The following is a 16,665-nucleotide window of genomic DNA, read 5'->3' on the forward strand; positions in this document are numbered from 1 at the left end:
CCTACACCGGGCTGCGCATGTTTTTGCGCAGGGCAATGAGATCCACCTGCCACTGATTTAATTTATTGTAAAGCGCAGTGCGTGAAATTCCCAGAAGCCGGGCCGACTGACGCATATTTCCCTTATTTGCACTCAACACCTCGAGCACGTGCTGGCGCTCTTTTTCATGCAGCGAAGCCTGCCCGGACGCTGGCTGAGCAACAGGATCTCCCTGTCGCATCTCCTCGGGCAGATCCTGCTGGCTGATTTCCATCCCCTCGCATAAATTCACCATCCGTTCGACCAGGTTTTCCAGCTCGCGCACGTTGCCGGGCCATTGCCAGGCCTGTAAACAGGCCATCGCCTGCGGTGAAACAGCCGGGGCGATGCGCTTCAGCCGGTTACAAAGCGCCTGAATGAAAGTATTTACCAGGCCCGGAATGTCTTCACGCCGCTCGCGTAGCGGGGGAATATTGAGGGAAACAACATTGAGGCGATAGTACAGATCGCGGCGGAAAGCGCCTTTCTCCACGGCATCGGACAAATTACAGTGGGTAGCGGCAATAATCCGGACGTTGACCTTAAGAGGATGCGCGGCGCCAATACGCACCACTTCGCTTTCCTGGATCACCCGAAGCAGGCTGGTTTGTGCTTCCAGCGGCATTTCGCCAATTTCGTCGAGAAACAGCGTTCCGCCGTCGGCAAGCTCAAATTTTCCGGCCGATCCGCCTCGCCGCGAGCCGGTAAATGCGCCATCAGCGTAGCCAAACAGCTCGCTCTGTACCAGATCCCGCGGCAGCGCGCCACAGTTCAGCGCCACGAAAGGCTCCTGCTGGCGCGGGCCGGCATTATGGATCGCCTGGGCAAACAGCTCCTTACCCGTGCCGCTTTCACCCGTCAACAGCACGGTGCTGTCGGTGCGGCTACTGGCCCTTGCCTGCTGAATAGCCTGCTGCAGCGGCAGCGAATAGCCGCGGATCATATCGAACGTATAGCTGGCGCTCACGCCCATCACCCGCCGGGTAATGGCGCGGATACGCTGGTTTTCGCGCAGAGACAATACGCGCCCGCCGTCAGGCGCGGGCATCAGTGAAACCAGGCAGGAGACCGGCTCTTTGCCCCCGGGCATAAAAAGCAGCTCGCGATCGTTACAGAAAGGCAGGCTGAGCAGCGAGACGTCCTGCGGACGCAGCAGCGCATCAATGGATCCCGCTTCCGGATCGAGGCCACAAAAAATCTGGCGGGCATAGCGATTAAGCGTTTTGATGCTGCCGTGGCGGTCACAGACGATTACCCCTTCATTCAGCGTTTCCAGGATAGATTGCTGCTCGGCGAGCAAATGACGCAGCTGCAGCTGTTGGCCTATCGTCTCCGCCGCTGCCTGAACGGTGCCCAGCGTGTGCGTGTTGAACTTATCCGGCGTGGCGGTAAGCGTCAGCACGCCAGCCAGCTTGCCGTTCTTATCACGCACCGGCGCGGCGGCGCACTGCCGATGCCTTCTACGCAGATCCAGCTTCCAGTTTTCACCGCTTAACACGTATACCAGCCGCTGTTCGATCAGGCAGCGCGCGGTACAGTTGGTGCCCAGCACCTCCTCACGCAAAATGCTGCCAACGGGCGTCAGATCGGTACCGCAATAATACAAGGTTACCCCGTCAGCATCCGTCAGGTTGATATGGCCGTCCGGATTATAGGCCAGCAGGTTTTCCATAATGCTGCGCGCAACCTGAATCATCTCTGCATTTTGTTCCAGGATAGCGGCCAGTTCGTCTGGCGATGGGGAAATATAGCTGAACGTTTCCGGATCGATATTAAGCGCCCGAGAACGCTGCCAGGAATGCAAAATGCTTTGCCGCATCCAGCCCGGCTGTTTGCCGCCCGTAAAGCTGTGCCAGCCTTGCCACAGCAGGCTGTCCCACTCCGTGACTTCCGTGCTGTCCGGCAGGCTGAAGATAGGATCGCTCTCGTCTTTAAAGGGTAGCCGGCTCAGGTTTTTCATCTACACATCCTTTAAGGTCTGGAATGTCCATTTTATTTACATGTTAAGTTGACATGTAAATTTTGTTTCCAGTTTGTGATCTCTAACTGTGTGGTACTTCACATTACAGGCCCCTTACCGGTTGGCATGCCCTTTGCAATACCTCTTACAGACACGTTGAAAGCGTTAAAAGGAAAGGGGTTTTGATGCGTAAACATAATATCCGGTTGATTCTTTTCATCTGTTCGATTGCTTCACTCAGCGGCGTGATCCTTGGCTATGACGCTTCGGTGATCTCCGGCGTAATTGAGCCTTTAACAGAACATCTCAACCTTTCTGCGTGGGAAAGCGGCTGGGCCGTTTCAAACGTTATTCTGGGGTGCGTGGCGGGCGCATGGGGCGTGGGATACGTTTCAGACCGTATCGGGCGCAAGTCCACGTTGATTATTACCGCCGTACTCTTTGTTATTTCCGCCGTGGGATCCGCTCTCGCCCATTCGCTGACGGGTTTTGTGCTCTATCGACTAATTGGCGGGCTGGCGGTAGGAATGGCGTCAGCGATTACCCCTCTCTATATCGCGGAAATCTCCCCCAAGGACTGGCGCGGCCGTATGCTTGGCCTGCAGCAAATGCTGATGGTTGGCGGCCAGGTCACGGTGTATATCGTTAACTATCTGATTGCGCGCGGTATGCCGCATGCCTGGATCGTCAGCGAGGGCTGGCGCTGGATGCTGGCTTCCGGCGTGGTGCCCTGCGCGCTGTTCCTGCTGCTGGTGCCGTTGATGCCGGAATCTCCCCGCTGGCTGGCGCTGAAAGGTAACACGGATCGCGCTCGCCAGGTGCTGACCCGCCTGTCCAACGCGCAACACGCCGAGCGTTTACTCACGGAAATTCTGGCTTCTTCTCAGGACGCACCTGCCCAGTCCAGCCAGCGCGGCATTCTGCGCGACCCGCGTGCACGCTACATTTTGCTGACAGGCTGCGCGATCGCCATTTTGCAGCAGGTTTCCGGTATCAATATCCTGCTTTATTACGCGCCGTCCCTGCTGCAGAACATTACCGGCAGCACCCAGGATTCGCTGTTCCAGAGCATTTTTCTGGGCGTGGCGCTGCTGGCGGGCGTGGCAGTCTGTCTGAGCACCATCGACCGCTTTGGCCGGAAGCCGCTGCTGCGCTGGGGCGCAATAGGATGCGCGCTGTGCCTGATGTTCACCTCATGGGCGTTTATCGCGCAGATTGACGGCATGCTGCCGGTGATTGGGCTGGTGGCCTTCGTTCTGATTTTCGGGCTGTCGTGGAGTCTTGGCGCGTGGCTGCTAATTTCAGAGATTTTCCCTAATCGCATGCGCGCCGTGGCGATGGGTTTCGCCTTCTCTTCCATGTATGTGGCGAATTTTATCGTCACGCAAAGCTTCCCCATGATGAACCGCAGCGCCCTGTTGATGACGCATTTCCACGGCGCTTTTCCGCTGATGCTGTGCACGGTGGGATGCCTGGTAGCGTTCTGGTTCGTACAGCGCTTCCTGCCGGAAACGCGTGGCGTCTCTCTTGAACATATCGAACCGCTGATGCTTTCCAAATCCCGCCGCTTCGCAGCCAGGGCGACGCGGCCCGCTGAACAATCTTCCCTGCCCGACTGGGCAAACACTAAATAATAAGGAGTGCTGTGATGATGAAAACTGTACGAGTGGGACTTATCGGTGCAGGAAGGATGGGCAGTTTCCATGCTGAAAACCTTGCCTGGCGCGTGCCGGGCGCGACGCTGGCGGCCGTAGCCGATCCGCAGCCCGGCGCGGCGGAAAAGCTGGCGCAAAAGCTCGGCGTGGCAAAAGCCTACAGCGATCTTCATGCGCTGTTGCAGGACCCGGACATTGACGCCATTGCTATTGCTGCCCCCGCACGTACTCATGCTGAATGGGTCATAGCGGCCGCCAGCGCGGGAAAACACGTCTTTTGCGAAAAGCCGATGGCGGTAACCCTTGAGGAAGCGGACCGTGCGATCGCGGCGGCCAGCCATGCCGGTGTGGTATTGCAGGTCGGCTTTAACCGTCGTTTTGACGGCGGCTTTGCCGCTGCGATTGCGGCGGTGAAATCGGGCGTGAACGGCACGACTCAGTTAAGCCGTTCGGTCACTCGCGATCCGGCCTTGCGCGATCCGGCCCCCATCCCGCAGTGGACCATTTTTCTTGAAACGCTTATCCATGATTTCGATACGCTGCTGCATTTTAACCCCGGCGCAAAACCGGTGGAGGTTTACGCATTGGCCGACGCGCTGGTGCGTCCGGATTTTAAAGACAAAGGCCTGCTGGATACCTCAGTAGTGACTATCCGCTTTGACAATGGCGCCATCGCGACGGCGGAAGCCAATTTTCAGGCGGTCTATGGCTATGACGTCCGCGGTGAAGTCTTTGGCAGCAAAGGCATGCTGCAGGCGGGCAATATCAACGCTACCAACTGCGTGCGCTATCACGAGGGCGGCATTGTTATTGAAACTTCCCGCATGGATTCCGAGCTGCTGCGTGAAGCCTATGTGACGGAGATGGCCGAATTTGCGCGCTGTATCCGCACCGGCGAAACGCCGCGTGCTACGGGCAAAGATGCGCGTAACGCGCTCGAAATTGCGCTGGCCTGCATTGAATCAGTTAAACAATGTCAGCCCGTCAAACTGGACGCACGCTAATGAACAGCTATCAGCTTTCCGTTTGCGCCGAAATGGTCTTCCTCGATCTGCCGTTTGTGGAGCGGGTAAAGCGTATTCATGCGCTGGGGTTTGGTGTCGAAATCTGGGGATGGGCCGGTAAAGACATTGATGCGCTGGCCGCCACCGGCGCGCGCTTCACCTCCATGACAGGCTATCTCAGCGGTAATCTGACCGATGACGACGATATCCGGCAGCTGCTGCAAAGCGCTGAAGCCTCGCTGGCGATCGCAGAGCGGCTACGGTGTCCGGCTTTAAATCTTCACGGAACCGGTCTGGATGACAAAGGATTACCGGTAAAACCGGTCGAGGTGGTGACTGGTGCGATGTGGCTTAAGGCTGTGGAAACCTTACGTCAGCTGGCGCGAATGGGCGAACGCGCCGGACGAATATTTACGCTGGAAAACCTCAATCTGCCCGTTGACCATCCGGGAACGCCGTTTGCGTTGGCGGCCGATACGCTGGCGCTGGTCAGCGCCGTTAACAGCCCCGCGCTGAAAATGAATCTCGACCTGTATCACGCACAGATCGGCGAAGGCAACCTGATTGAGCTGATCCGTAAAAGCCAGAAACATATCGGTGAGATTCAGGTAGCTGACGTACCGGGCCGTAAAGAGCCCGGCACCGGTGAGATCAATTACAAGGCGGTGGCGCGAGCGCTTCGGGAGATTGACTATCACGGCACGGTCGCGCTGGAAGGCTGGGCATCGGATGATTCGGCAGCGGCGCTGGAGGCCTTCCGCGAGGCCTTTACGCAGTAGTTTTCGCGGTAACTGGCGCTCTGTGAGCGCCTTTTACTCAAAAATTGCGATATGCTCACCTCCTGCCCGTGCAGAGGCTTTAACGGCGCCGCAAGCTGCGTAATCCCAGCCAGGCCACGGCAGCAACGCCCAGAATGGTCAATCCGGGGTTGTTGACGTTCAGATTAAGCGCACGCTGCTCCGCTTTTTCATCAAAACGGCCGTGACTGCGGTGCAGTCCTTCGACGGACTGATGCAGGTTATCCGGCCGGCCAGCGACCTCCGGCTCCTCGGTAATCTGGCCGCTCCAGCCCTGTTTTGCCATCATACGATCCAGCAGGCCCGGGAACAGCATATTGCCCACGATGGACTGGAATGTGGAACGCCCGACCCACACTTCCCGCGGCGCATGGCGCGCGGCTTTAAGAATGGCTCTGGCGGCGACCTCCGGCTGGAAAATGGGCGGCATAGGCTGAACGGTGTTGCCCATTTTGTTACGCGACCAGTCAAACTGAGGGGTATTAACGCCCGGCAGATGCACCATAGTCAGCCGAATCGAACTGTTGTTATGCAGCAGCTCGCTGCGCAGCGAATCCGTAAAGCCCCTGATTGCCGCTTTGGCCGCGCAGTAAGCGGACTGTAGCGGAACCGAACGATAAGCGAGCGCTGAGCCTACCTGTACGATAATCCCCTCGTCACGTTCCCCCATCAGCGTTAGCGCAGTACGGGTGCCGTGAACGCAGCCCAGATAGGTCACATCGGTGACGCGCTGGAATTCTTCGTCAGTAATTTGCGTAACGGGCGCCAGCACGGTCAGCATGGCTGCGTTAACCCAGACGTTGATCGGACCAAGTTCGGCTTCGATTTTACGACCGGCCGCCAACAGCGCGCCGCCGTCTGCCACATCTACTGCCGCGCCCGATGCCTGTACACCAAACAGTTTTAACTCTTCAATAGTCTCTTTTACGCTTTGTTCACTACGGCCAATCACCGCTACCGCATAGCCTGCTTCAGCAAAGGCCTGTGCGCTGGCGCGTCCTACGCCAGAAGTCCCACCTGTAATTACCGCTACTTTTTCCTGCAACATATCTGGCCCTCATAAACCGCTGCGTCACAGCCGTCTGATAAATAAAAAATGATAAACGCACGAATTTTCGTTAACAGAGTATGGCAGGCTGCTGAAAAATAGCTGGTTGATTGCAGAACAGGGATCAATAAATGGAAGGAACGCCTGCTGTCCTGCCGCATTGTGCGCACGAAGATGACTGTAGTCAGCGAGCTCCCGAGAGCAGTCCATCTCGAGCGATATAAAGCATTAATATCATTTCGTAGGTGACCAACCGCCGCTCTCAGAATGAAGAAAACGCCCTTCCTGGTTTCTGCCGGGCAGTTTCCGCTTAACCACTGAAGCGAGTAAAAAGGCGTAAACTTTTGACCACTGCGGAAAGTAATAAACCACTATGGGGAGTAATAACCACTATAGTGAGTAAAACGGCGGTAAAAATGTATCCACTCTGGTGAGCGTGACCTTTAATAGCGAGGCGTACAGCGTGTCTGGCTAGAGTCATGTTTTGGTAAAGCCAGGCAGGAAGGTATTTGAGCCTGACTTGCTTAACGCTGGCTCAACAACCACTGTAATGAGATCCGCCTCTCATTACAGTGGTTGCTTATCCGACATAACGGTGACTTACAGGAGCAAACTGACGCTCATCGCAGTGGTTGCTGGCGCTTTTGCTCTCCACAGTGGTTACGGTTTTTTACCGCTACGGATCTTTTCTAACAGTTCCAGCTCTTCTCGCGAAAGCATAACCATTTCGCCCTGGGGTACGGTTTCCTCAATCTCGTCCTCAGGCAAATCGGGCAGGCCAAGCGGGATTTCTGCCGGTCTGAGCTTTGGCCGCCGGTAGTGGATGACGAAATAGACGATTTTGCCTCGCTTAATCTCGGTGTAGTCCAGGTAGCCGATCTCCCTCAGCTGCTCCATCGCTTTACGGACGGTCGCGTTTTGCGTGATGGTACGCGAAGTGAGGTTCAGGCGAGCGCGCAGGCGGGCCATGGATATGGGCGCTGGTGAAGGCGGCAGGCTTTCGATAAAAGTATAAAGGGCCTGTGCAGACTCTTTACGGGACAGCTCGTTGATGGCTCTGAGCTGAAGAAGCACCTTTTTATCGAACTGATAGAGCTCAAAAATCTTGGGATCGGCCTGGAGAGTAACACTGTCGGTTTTAGTGCTGTATTTGGCTGACTGCACCAGATGCGTGACGTAATACTCCCCTTCTTTGTTGCTGAACTGAATAGTATTGGTCGCAATGCGGGTCAGGGAAGCATCCAGACGGCTTCTCAGCTTCGCTGAAGAGCGTACAGAAGGGATGCCGCACAGTTTAGCGAAATCGACGAACGGCAGCGTTACGCTGTCTCCCAGCACCTTATATTTGGCAAAGGCATGGATAATGCCGACCCAGGTTTTGAAATCGTTATCCATATCAAGCCGGGCACCGGTTATCCTGATATTTTCGTACCCTTCGGATTTAACGATCGACAGCTGTTTCAGCTCGTCAGTGACATCCATGGTCGACATCTGGTTTTTTCTGCCCCGCGCCGTCGATTTAAGCGTGGGTACAAACAGCCCAAGCCGCATCAGCGCCACCGGCTGAACGGTATTGTTACTGTTAGGAGTCAGGTTGATAACCTCTCCCGTCTTCTTGTCCGTTTCACAAAAAGCTGCATCTATCTGACTGATTTCTTGTTCTTTTTTCGGCATTTTACAAACCCGTGATATGAACAAGCGATATTCGCCGTTACTGGTTACAGTGGATACTAACACTCACCGTAGTGGTCAGGCTACTTGCTATAGTGGATTTATTACTCTCTACAGTAGTTTTTTTACTTACCACAGTGGTTAACGATCCCTTCTCAGGCCAGTTACGGCAGGCCTTGCGAAGCGCGGGGATCTTTATGGGTCTTTCTGGTTCTTTATATGATCTGTTATTGGATCGAACCAGTGGATAAAAAAATCTTATTTTCAGGAGCCTGTGGATAGCTATGGGTTAAAGCTGTGTCCGGATAATACAAAGGTTCAGCAAACCCGCTACAGGCAATGCTACAGCGGCAACTGCTTAATCATCAGTTATCTACAGGCAAATTGGCATGATACTCACTACAGTGGTTTTTAACTACTGTCCAGCGTGGATGTTTTACTCGTTATAGCGGTTATTTAGCTTATTACAGTGGTTATTTTACTCACCACAGTGGATAGTAACCCCCTTCCAGGACAGGCCAGATAAGGGCTGAGCGACTCCGGGGATCTCTTAGGGATCTTAGAAGGATCTATTCAGGATCGATTGATTGGATCTGGCCTGTGAATAATAAGGAAAAACTGGCTATCACTATTGGTACACTACGCCTCTTACCACCTTTTGATGTTCGATATCAAAACTAAGACCGCAGCATGGTCTGACTGATTTGAAAAAAATAGATAAGTGCTTTCAACTGGCAGCGACTTTTCACATATGCAAGGGGATCACAGCGGATAAAATGTACTAATTAACATTGGCTTTAGTTGCACATTAAGGCACCGCTAAAAAAGCAATATATGCATTGAGAGAACCCATGCCACAATAATCAGCTACGCTGACAATACTTCCCATGCCAGGATTTTAACCTTGCGCCCGGGAAACCAGACTCTCGTTTTTAATGCGTAATGCCCTGACTGACCGCCTCTGGCTAACCGCTTGTGACTAAAAGCTTATATTGCGGTTTGCTGAATAAACGGGAATTCAAAAAACAGGGTCTGATATACGCTCAACATGGGGAAGGCTTATGATTGTTGTGGATTCACTGGAAGCAGGCGAAGGCAACTGGATCAACGAGCCCGATAACTATTCACTGGAAAATGGAAAACTACAGTTAACTACCGCGCTCAACACGGATTTCTGGCGTCAAACCTATTACGGTTTTCAGCGGCATACCGGACATGCGTATGGATTTTACGTGGAGAACGACTTTACCCTTCAGGTAAAAATCATGGCGAATTTCTGCCATCTGTATGACCAGGCAGGTATTTTTTTGCAGGATGACGAACATCATTGGGTTAAAGCTGGGATTGAATTTAATGACGATCTGTCATCTATAGGGTGCGTGGTTACGCGTAAAACCTCTGACTGGTCAACCGGTCTTTTTCCCGGCGATCCGCAAACTTTCTGGATGCGCGCTACGCTGGAAAACGAGGCCTTAAGGATCCAGTATTCGACAGATAGTAAAAAATGGCCGTTGCTGAGGCTATGTCACTGGCCAGATATAAAAAAACGTTTTATCGGCGTGATGGGCTGCACCCCGGAGAGAGAAGGACTTGAAATAACATTTGACGAGTTCAGGCTCGGGCCTCCTTTGAGCAAATCGCTTCACGATTTGACATGAATTCGTATCAGGATCCCGGCAAAAAGGCCATAACTTTGTTCAGGCTATAAGAGGCGAACAGGAAAAGCTTACGCTAAGGCTGCAAGCATTTGCATTTAATGCAGGGTATCAAGTATTTCTTGGCTTAATGTTTGCCATTCTTTCTACCCTGGTCCGTTTGTGCTTCTGTAGGAAAGGTATCCCACAAATGATTTGAGTTCATTCTGCCGATCCTCCGGATGCAGACGGCAAGACTTACTCTCCGGCGCATCCGGAAGCTATTTCACCAGTCCAAACCCCAGCGGTTTCCTGAATTGCGGTAACTAACAGAACTTTCTACGCACGTTCATCGGATCTCTCTTAATGATATCGAGCTCCCAGAGGTCGTCGTTCAGCAGTTTGCAGGACAGGTTAACCCTGATGGAAACGACATCATAACGAGGCGCATGCTCAACCACTCACTGTTGTGATGGACAACATTGAGCTTGCACCGGAAAGCGTGCCCACTATCGCTAACAACGTAACGCATGGAAAGGCGAAATGCCTTTTTTATCCTCATCACACATTCGCACCATTGTTTGCCCTACCCTGGATTCAATGATGCCGGTTTACGCCGGATAGCAAATCTTTCTATCGCGCTTCCAGGCCACCTGATTTCAGGTTGAGCGTCAATTAAAATGATTACGTACAATTTTTTTTTGCCTGGCTATTTTTTGTTGTACGTTGGCCGGGTGTATGTACAATTGTTTTTGCTGAGATGCCCGTTCAGGCAAGGGATTATAACCGAGGAATAATGATGAAACGCGATTACGGTGGTGTTGGTACGATAGCTTTGAGAGCAAGTTCTTTACTGCAGGCGATGAGCCGGGATATTGAGGAGCAGCGGAAAGAGTTTAACCTGACAGAGTACCATCAGACTTATACTCGCAATGCAGTGGCAAAGCTACCTAAACTGAGCCGCCGTATCGTCGAACAATCCATGAAAGAAATGGAAGAACAGGGTTATGATTTCAACAAAAAGCAGGTCGGTAACGTTGAACAATATGCATTAACAATTCAAAACGTTATAGATATCTATGCGCATCGCAAAATTCCTAAATACCGGGATATACATCAGGAACCTTATGTGATTTTTGTGGTAAACCTGAAAGGTGGGGTATCGAAGACCGTCAGCACCGTAACGTTGGCACATGCACTACGTGTACATCAGGATTTGTTGCGTCATGATTTGCGGATTCTGGTAATAGATCTCGACCCTCAGGCATCAAGCACCATGTTCCTGGATCATACCCACAGTATCGGGTCGGTTCTTGAGACTGCTGCGCAGGCTATGTTGAACGATCTTGATGCGGAAACATTACGCGAAACCGTCATCCGCCCGACGATCATCCCTGGCGTGGATGTGATACCGGCATCCATTGATGATGGTTTTGTGGCCAGCCAGTGGGAGTCACTGGTTGCAGAACATCTGCCCGGCTCAAAGCCTTCTGAAGTCCTCAGGAAAAAAATCATTGACCGTGTTGCTGACGACTACGATTTTATTTTTATCGATACCGGCCCTCACCTCGATCCGTTTTTGCTTAATGGCCTGGCGGCCAGTGATTTACTGTTGACGCCCACTCCACCGGCACAGGTCGATTTCCATTCGACGCTTAAATATCTGACCCGCTTACCTGAAATGCTGGAGCGCCTGGAAGAAGAAGGCGTCGAACCGCGTTTAAGCGCAAATATCGGGTTTATGTCCAAGATGACCAGTAAGCGCGATCATGGAACGTCACACAGTCTTGCGCGGGAAGTTTATGCAAGCAGCATTCTGGATTCATCCTTGCCGCGCCTGGATGGATTTGAGCGCTGCGGTGAATCATTCGATACGATAATAAGTGCAAATCCGGTGTCTTATCCCGGTAGCGCAGAAGCACTAAAAAAGGCCCGCACAGAAGCCGAACGTTTCACAAAGGCGGTTTTTGACCGAATTGAGTTCATCAGGGGATCCGCAGAATGAAAAAGGTATTAGCACGCGGGCGTGTACTGGGAAACAGCAGTTCTGAGTTTGCCAAAATGCTCGAAGGGGAAGGTAATTTCAGGACCTTTACGCTTAAATCAGGTAAAACCGCAAAATTTGTCAGTACCGTTGTGTTTAGCGGAGATATTGAGGCTAAAACATTTGTTGACTCAGCAGTTAACGGGCGTGATCAAACCATGCTTACGCCTGAATCAGTTAGTGATATCTCACGTACCATTAAGCTGCAACAATTTTTTCCGGCCATCGGTCGCGAAGTCGGTGGGCGTATAGAAATATTGGACGGTACACGCCGGCGTGCCGCATGTATTTTTAGCCAGACAAAATTTGACGTACTGGTCACCAAAGACGAGCTCAGCATTGCAGACGCGCGCCAGCTGGCTATTGATATCCAGACAGCACGGGAACACAGTTTACGCGAGCTGGGCAAACGTTTTGAGATGATGTACGACAAAGGTATGTCCAAGGACGAAATAGCACGAGCGGAAAATATCTCTCCAGCTAAAGTTACGCGCGCGTTCCAGGCTGCTGCGGTTCCTGATGAAATGGTCGCCGTATTTCCCGTAATCAATGATATCTCCTTGGCTGACTACCATTTGCTTCTCAAGGTGGCTGAAGATGCTAAAAATAAAGGAATGCCTGTTGCTGAACTGATGAAAAAGGTCAGGCAGCAGATTGCAGAGACTGAGGGGGCAAGTACGGATAAAGCGAAAATTATTGCGATAATTCGTGCTGAAAGTAAGAGCTTAAAACAGGCAGTGGGTAAGCAGGTTGAAACAGTAAAACTGCGCGAATTTGCCGATCGTCGTCAATATGCCAGAAAGAAAACTGACCTGAAAAAACGTCTGGTAGTCTACGAGTTCTCCCGAATTCCACCTGCTTTACAGGCGGAGATTGATGAGGCAATAAAGCAAATAATGGAAAAAATGCCTGGCGGTGAATAGAAAGTTTATCGAGTGCCGGGCGATCCCGGCATCGTCCGCCAGTCAAATTGTCCCGCCCAAAATTCGTATGTAACTGACTGAATATTAGTTTTTTTCTCGGATCCTTTCATACTGAAAGTCCCGAGTTTTTTTCTGAGCCTACAAATAACTTCATCATCGAAGAGGTTGAGCGGCGCGTATTTGGAAAGCATAACTGTCTTAAATAGTATCATTTATGCCGCGCCAGAATGCATCGCTCATTATGCAGCCACTCATAAAATTGCCCCACAGAATTTATGTACTTAAATTTATGATAAATAAATTATTTTTTGATTTCTTTCATATTGAAAGTCCCACTATGATCTTCTATTTTGGTTTGTAGATATCGTATTAATCTTTGCCTGTAGTGCACCAGTTGCGGTTTCGACGCTGCGCCCTCTGCTTGCTGCGGGCAGATTTGTCGGCATCGCATAGGTCGGAACACAGACAACTTTAATCCGGCAGGATGTCTTTATGCACATCACACTTTTTCATGCATTGGCGCTTGTCACAAATATATCTGCGCTGGAGAAGCGGGCATTATGTGACTTAAGGGTGCAGATATATGTGCCTTCAATGTGGAACGAGCAAGCATCTGAGCTACACACTATGGGCATAAGAGGATACGTATTTATCTGGCAGCCAGGATAGTTGTAAGTTTCCAAAGCCACGACTGGCACAGAAACCGGGATCTAATTAAGCTCTGTCAGACGGGATATGTACTCTATACGCGTCACAACGATCCGGATTTCAAACCAAAACCGATGCGCATACATGCGCGTTCTGAAAACCGCCAGGTGCTGGATGTCCTGTCCCTCACACTGGTTGCAAACTGCGATTACAATCCCGACAGCGATTATCCGTCTGAAATCATGGCGCCATTGAAGCATATCGATGTGGCAAGGGGCATGCTTCAGGTTTATGAAAACGGACGTAAAGCCTGTAACAGCCCGCCTGAAGCCTCATCAGTACATGAACAGCTGCGCTAAGTTATCGTGCTGCACGAGAAGGATAATGATAGCGGCCCGAACAAGCCATTGCGTCTTTGGTTGTCTGAAAATTTTTGCGTTATGCGGCATCTCTGTAGAAGAGAGCCGTGCCTGACCTGGCCAGTTCCGCAACTGGGCTATCAGTACGGACCTGGCGAGGTAGGAGCAGGACAAAGTCATCAGGCAGGCGAGCCGGAAAAACGCAGCCGCCAGAACGGGGAACGTCTGGATGAACTGCTGGATGAAACGGCAGGGCAGGTGGGTTCCCTTGCGGCAGCCAAAGCGGGCAGAAAGAACGGCCATTACCATACCTGAGTCGCCTGATCATCGAAAATAATGGTTCAGCAGGTCATCGCGCTGGAATCGGTGCTGAAAACCGAACAGCCGAGGCGCCTGAATACCGATCCGGAACCCTATACTGCCCTCAAGCCTTAACATTGCCCTTTATTAACTTACTGCAGTCGGGCACGGTTTTGCGCTGGCACCGTGACATAAATTTAGCTTTGTCAGGTTTCACTAAACTAACCCCTTTTCTTATGCCTTTTATCGCATGAGTTGGTCATGTTGAAACCGAAAAATGGCGAAGGGGCATCTGAAAAGCACTTAACTTCGACACATGAGATTAGCGTCAAAAGTAGGGCCGGTAGCTATTAATTTCGAATATTAATCCTTAACACAGCATGCCCTTCAAAAAGGGTGTAGCTTTCGTGTGCCAGAGACAGCACTAAAAAGGTCGCTCCCTCCACTTAGTTACCGGTATAAAACCTCGCTTTATTAAAAAACTTTCGCGGTAGCTATGAAAATTAAGGTAGTTAACTGTATACGGATGACATTGTCCATCACATAATTAGTTACAGCATTCATGAAGTCTTTTGGTAACCTCCATGTACATCCCGATACCCGGACCCGCTTCTCCTCACTGAAAAGTTGCCCCGCTCCGGGCCATAGGCCCGGAACAGACGTGGTTTTAAATAGTATGATGTAACTAAAATCAGTACCGCTTTAAGGTTTGTCGCTTCAGGCTTCATGTACACGCCAGTAAGCGCCTGACGGCGCTTACGAGGAGCTACCGCCCGTGGCCAAAGGCCTTGCAATGACCACTCCGGCGGCGCATAAAGAGTTCTTCACCGGTACAAGCGGGTCTGGCTTTGCAGGGCGGGGGATGGGATCGGTGAAACCTGTCAGGAACAGGGCGCTTCGCGCATTACCGGCGCCGGCAGGGAATGTTCTCTCTTCAGCACAGGCAGGCGCCTTTATACCGCCAGCCTACTTGAATCCCGGCACATCACCCTTCCTCTGATGCATCTTACCTGCCACCTAATCTATCAGACAAGTGCGGTATTTTTCCCTATGAGAGATGTACTTAGGCACTACCCATGGATACCCGACTTGCAAAAATCAATATGGCTAAAAGTCATAGAGCCAGGGGATCCTTGAAAAAGGGCACAGTTTAAGGTGAGTTTTGATTTCAATGGAATGAACCGCAGGTATTACAGCAGAACATGCTAAAGAAGTATTTTATGTGCCGTAACAGTCTGGTTATCCCAAGGCCGAGTAAGTGATATTGATTGAGCGATTTGAGTGGCAATCATGTAAATAAACACGTTACAGATATAAGCGTATGTTTAATCTATAAAAAATACCAGTTTATGGTTAGATACGATCCAGCTTTGCACAGGATTTTTGTGTATACTTGCTGCAAAGAGGTCTCTACATTTTAAGGATGGAAGGTGGAATGCTATGAACGTAAGCGATTCAGCGCTGCTAAAGTCAGGCTTTAGCCATGCAGATCTACAAAAACTGAAAAACAATATTGCTAATTATGGCGGATCGCTGGATTCCGTGACCCATGATCTTGCTAACCGCTTTAACGCTTCAAAGTGGATTACTATCGTTGCCTTTATCGTACTTGCTCTCACGCTGGTGCTGGCATCCGTAGATACCAGCATCACGCTTGCGGCCACACTTGCGATTGTACTGCCTTTTATATGGTATTTGACGCCAGCAAAACTTGCATACAAGTCATGGCGCTATCGCAGATTAACGACTAGTTCTGAACCGCGTTAGTAACAGACATAAGGTCAAATATGACCTTAGCTTTAACACCATAACCGACAATCTTCATTGTGAGCTTTGGACGGCTCATGGTGTTGACTTTCCTGTAATAATCGGCGGGAAGATATCGAAATAACCGCCATGTTCCAGGGCGTCTGAACAGACCGAATATGCTATATGCATTTGCAACAAGCGAGATTGATTTATAGATTCCCAGCCCGCTATTACGGCTGAATCCCATAAATTCAGCTGTGGACATAGCAGTATCAGCAACCAAACCTTCCGAATTTTTGTTATCCATTGCGTAGTGCGCAATTTCTTTACTTATGCCGTTCGCACCATCAGTAACCAGAACAGCACCGGCCAGAACGCCCAAAGGCGTCATAGAACTTATAAGGGTTAGGCCAACAGCTATTTCAACGCCGGACAAAACCACATTAACAGCAGAAATCACATACCCGACAATTTTGTTATTTTCCCGGACAAACTCCACTTTAGCGTAAAGTTTCGCTGTCTTCATACGCAGCATCCTGCCCTGTTCTTCAAGGTTTTCGGTCTCTACTCTCAAGTTTTTGATGCATGCTATGCATTCTTCATCAGATTTCGCTCGCCGGGCAGCGGCAAATTGATGCTCGACAACCTGTTTTATTTCCTGAACAAAATTAATCCGGGTCAGACCATCCTGCAGGTGAAAGGCAGAAAGTCTATTGGCGGTATTAACCAGTTTTCTGGCTTCAAGATTAATCATTGTTTGAATCGCCACGGATAATCCAGACACTTCCGAGCCGTTGATAATACTGGTTTTCATATTCTGTCGGTGACATTTGATCGCTAGAACCATGCCGACGC

The 16,665-nt window shown here is 51.0% G+C and carries 12 protein-coding genes; 7 read left to right on the plus strand and 5 right to left on the minus strand.

Features of this window, described 5'->3' with window-relative positions; translation table 11 throughout:
• Window position 1 precedes the first annotated feature (1 nt).
• Entirely contained in the window at window positions 2–1,978 is a 1,977-nt protein-coding gene (locus AB3U87_RS19710; protein ID WP_394150204.1) for a sigma-54-dependent Fis family transcriptional regulator, read from the minus strand.
• Between the two features lie 185 nt (window positions 1,979–2,163).
• Here AB3U87_RS19710 and AB3U87_RS19715 point away from each other — a divergent pair, with 185 nt between their 5' ends.
• From AB3U87_RS19715 to AB3U87_RS19725, 3 genes are read left to right on the plus strand one after another with little or no spacing between them, the layout of a single operon-like run.
• A complete protein-coding gene (locus AB3U87_RS19715; protein WP_394150206.1) occupies window positions 2,164–3,612 on the plus strand; it encodes a sugar porter family MFS transporter in 1,449 nt (482 codons plus the stop codon).
• Window positions 3,613–3,626: 14 nt separating this feature from the next.
• Window positions 3,627–4,637, plus strand: a complete 1,011-nt coding sequence (locus AB3U87_RS19720) for a Gfo/Idh/MocA family oxidoreductase (RefSeq protein ID WP_301731068.1) — start codon at window positions 3,627–3,629, stop codon at window positions 4,635–4,637.
• On the plus strand, window positions 4,637–5,416 hold the full coding sequence (locus AB3U87_RS19725; protein ID WP_253461356.1) for a TIM barrel protein: 780 nt from the start codon (window positions 4,637–4,639) through the stop codon (window positions 5,414–5,416). Before AB3U87_RS19720 ends, AB3U87_RS19725 begins: the two co-directional genes overlap by 1 nt.
• Before the next feature lie 79 nt (window positions 5,417–5,495).
• Here AB3U87_RS19725 and AB3U87_RS19730 read toward each other — a convergent pair whose 3' ends face one another.
• Window positions 5,496–6,482, minus strand: a complete 987-nt coding sequence (locus AB3U87_RS19730) for an SDR family oxidoreductase (protein WP_253461358.1) — start codon at window positions 6,480–6,482, stop codon at window positions 5,496–5,498.
• Window positions 6,483–7,142: 660 nt separating this feature from the next.
• Window positions 7,143–8,156, minus strand: coding sequence for a RepB family plasmid replication initiator protein (locus AB3U87_RS19735; RefSeq protein WP_301253031.1), 1,014 nt, complete (start codon window positions 8,154–8,156; stop codon window positions 7,143–7,145).
• 1,058 nt (window positions 8,157–9,214) lie between these two features.
• Between AB3U87_RS19735 and AB3U87_RS19740 the strand changes: the two genes are divergently transcribed.
• From AB3U87_RS19740 to AB3U87_RS19750, 3 genes are all read left to right on the plus strand, one after another.
• Window positions 9,215–9,811: a DUF1349 domain-containing protein gene (locus AB3U87_RS19740; RefSeq protein WP_394150209.1), complete on the plus strand. Its 597-nt coding sequence runs from the start codon at window positions 9,215–9,217 to the stop codon at window positions 9,809–9,811.
• Between the two features lie 775 nt (window positions 9,812–10,586).
• Window positions 10,587–11,792: an AAA family ATPase gene (locus AB3U87_RS19745; protein WP_394150217.1), complete on the plus strand. Its 1,206-nt coding sequence runs from the start codon at window positions 10,587–10,589 to the stop codon at window positions 11,790–11,792.
• On the plus strand, window positions 11,789–12,754 hold the full coding sequence (locus AB3U87_RS19750) for a ParB family protein (protein ID WP_394150211.1): 966 nt from the start codon (window positions 11,789–11,791) through the stop codon (window positions 12,752–12,754). The genes AB3U87_RS19745 and AB3U87_RS19750 overlap by 4 nt, the downstream gene beginning before the upstream one ends.
• A 983-nt stretch (window positions 12,755–13,737) precedes the next feature.
• Here the strand turns inward: AB3U87_RS19750 and AB3U87_RS19755 are convergent.
• The gene (locus tag AB3U87_RS19755) at window positions 13,738–14,064 is read right to left on the minus strand and encodes a hypothetical protein (RefSeq protein ID WP_394150213.1); all 327 of its coding nucleotides are present in this window, start codon (window positions 14,062–14,064) and stop codon (window positions 13,738–13,740) included.
• A gap of 1,437 nt (window positions 14,065–15,501) precedes the next feature.
• Between AB3U87_RS19755 and AB3U87_RS19760 the strand changes: the two genes are divergently transcribed.
• Entirely contained in the window at window positions 15,502–15,828 is a 327-nt protein-coding gene (locus AB3U87_RS19760) for a hypothetical protein (RefSeq protein WP_301731041.1), read from the plus strand.
• On the opposite strand, the gene AB3U87_RS19765 is transcribed toward AB3U87_RS19760, so the two are convergent.
• Complete coding sequence (locus tag AB3U87_RS19765) at window positions 15,809–16,564, minus strand: DUF4225 domain-containing protein (protein ID WP_394150219.1); 756 nt, start codon at window positions 16,562–16,564, stop codon at window positions 15,809–15,811. The two genes, AB3U87_RS19760 and AB3U87_RS19765, sit on opposite strands and share 20 nt — an antisense overlap.
• Between the last annotated feature and the right edge of the window lie 101 nt (window positions 16,565–16,665).

This window comes from Erwinia plantamica (genome assembly GCF_043420595.1).
In the GTDB taxonomy this organism is placed as follows: Bacteria; Pseudomonadota; Gammaproteobacteria; order Enterobacterales; family Enterobacteriaceae; genus Erwinia; species Erwinia aeris.